The sequence below is a fragment of the Stenotrophomonas humi genome (assembly GCF_001431415.1).
GTDB lineage: Bacteria > Pseudomonadota > Gammaproteobacteria > Xanthomonadales > Xanthomonadaceae > Stenotrophomonas > Stenotrophomonas humi.
The window spans coordinates 1-1,870 of the sequence record NZ_LDJI01000086.1 but is presented as its reverse complement, the minus strand read 5'-3'; the positions used below and the strand labels follow the sequence as shown (position 1 = coordinate 1,870).

The window sequence follows — 1,870 nt, the reverse complement described above, 5'->3', positions numbered from 1 at the left end:
GCGCCCTGCGTTCGGGCACTGCAGCATCATGTAGTTGACGTCGAAATTGAGCTTGTCGACCAGGAAGTCGATGAACGCGCGCACTTTCGGTGACACCATGCCGCCACCGGCGAAGACCGCGTTGAAGTCATACTCCGGCCCGGTCCAACCGGCCAGTACGCGACGCAGCATGCCCGACTCGACGAACGGCTTGGCCATCACGTCGCTGCTCAACATCAGGCCCTCACCGGCCACCAGCATGGTGTTCAACGCGGCTGGGTCATTGGCGACCAGTGCCGGGTTGACGATGAATTCCTGCATCTCGCCACCGGCTTCGGCCAGCGTCCAGCTGAAGCGGTTGTTGTGGTTGTGGGCCTTGCGTACCGCCAGCGTGCGGTGGAACTGCAGCTCGCTGGGATGGCGCGGCTCGCCGTAACGTTGAATGTAACCGGGGCTGGCGAACACCTGGCTGCGCAGCCGGCCCAGCTTGCGCGCGACCAGGTTGGAGTCGGGCAACGGCCCGACCCGCAAGGCCATGTCGGTTTCGCCCGCGATCAGGTCCAGCTTCTCGTTGCCCAGATGCATGTCGACACGGATTTCCGGGTACTGCGCCTGGAACTGGTTCAGCAATGGTGCGATCCACATCGTGCCCATCGAGTAGGGCACGGTGAAGCGCAACCAGCCGCGTGGGCCGGACTGCAGCTGGCTCACCGCGCTTTCGGCCTGCTCCAGTTCACGGGCAATGCGCTGGCAATGTTCGTAGTAGACGGTGCCGGCTTCGGTCAGGCCGAGGCGGCGGGTGGTTCGATTCAACAGGCGCGCACCGAGCCGGCTTTCCAGTTCCTGCACCTTGCGGCTGACGGTGGTCTTGGGCTGCCCAAGCAGGCGGGCGGCTGCGGTGAAACTTCCTTGTTCGACCACCTTCACGAAGATCAGGGTGTCATTGAGATCGTTGGCCATGGGGGGCGCTCTAGCGGCAGCGGGATTGTGCCGGCGACGGGATGATTATTCCCTTGAATTCGTACTAATCAAGTCTGGATTAGAGGATTACTGTTTCGTCCTCCGCCAAGTCCGGATTTGCAGCCATGCGCCTGCGCCACCTCGCCCCGTTCCGTCAGACCCGCCGTACTCCGGCGTTCTCTGGTAATTCCAATTACCGTTTTTCGGTCAACAACCTGAATCCATTGAACTTTGAAAGCCTTTTCAAGGATTCCGAAGTGGCCGCCAAGCGCGTGGGTGAGGGCGTGATTCGGGATGGTCTGGTGCGTTGCCTGCGGTTCTTTGTCCCATCAGTGGGAGAAAAATTTCCGTGAGCGGGACACTGCTCCCGCGTATTCAGCGATTCCGCAACGTCGCTTTCAAGGGTGCGTGCGCAGCGCTGCGCGGCAGTGCCCCGGAATGTTGCGCCGCGCATGGCTGCATACCCGCTCGATTTGGACTTTCGTTTTCCTTCCACTCCCCCATGGATGCATGACATGAACGGTATCTCCTTCCCCTCCCGCATCACGCGGCGCATTGCCACTTTCGGCATGTCCGCGCTTGCCCTTGCCGTCCTCGCCGCCTGCAGTGGCGGTCACGCCGAAGAAGCCGGCATGCCGCCAGCGCCCGAGGTCAGCGCCGCGCCGGTGCTGGTCAAGCAGGTCAGCCAATGGGACGAGTTCAGCGGCCGCGTCGAAGCGGTGCAGAGTGTTGAACTGCGCCCGCGTGTGTCCGGCTACATCGACAAGGTCAATTACGTCGAAGGCCAGGAGGTGAAGAAGGGCGACGTGCTGTTCACCATCGATGCGCGCAGTTACCAGGCTGAGTTCAACCGCGCACAGGCCGAACTGGCGCGCGCTCGCACGCAGGCGGCACTGGCACGCAGTGAATCCGAGCGCGCGCCAGTTCGGCC

General features: G+C 62.6%; 3 protein-coding genes. 2 read left to right on the top strand and 1 reads right to left on the bottom strand.

Annotated elements, in window-relative coordinates:
- The coding region (locus ABB26_RS18430; RefSeq protein WP_057636148.1) for a LysR family transcriptional regulator at nucleotides 1–939 on the bottom strand (939 nt) is incomplete at its 3' end.
- Nucleotides 940–1,064: 125 nt separating this feature from the next.
- On the opposite strand from ABB26_RS18430, the gene ABB26_RS18425 reads away from it, so the two are divergent.
- Both ABB26_RS18425 and ABB26_RS18420 read left to right on the top strand, forming a co-directional pair.
- Nucleotides 1,065–1,292, top strand: a complete 228-nt coding sequence (locus ABB26_RS18425) for a hypothetical protein (protein WP_057631857.1) — start codon at nucleotides 1,065–1,067, stop codon at nucleotides 1,290–1,292.
- A gap of 216 nt (nucleotides 1,293–1,508) precedes the next feature.
- Nucleotides 1,509–1,870, top strand: a 362-nt coding sequence (locus ABB26_RS18420) for an efflux RND transporter periplasmic adaptor subunit (RefSeq protein ID WP_245626274.1), incomplete at its 3' end; no start/stop codon positions are given.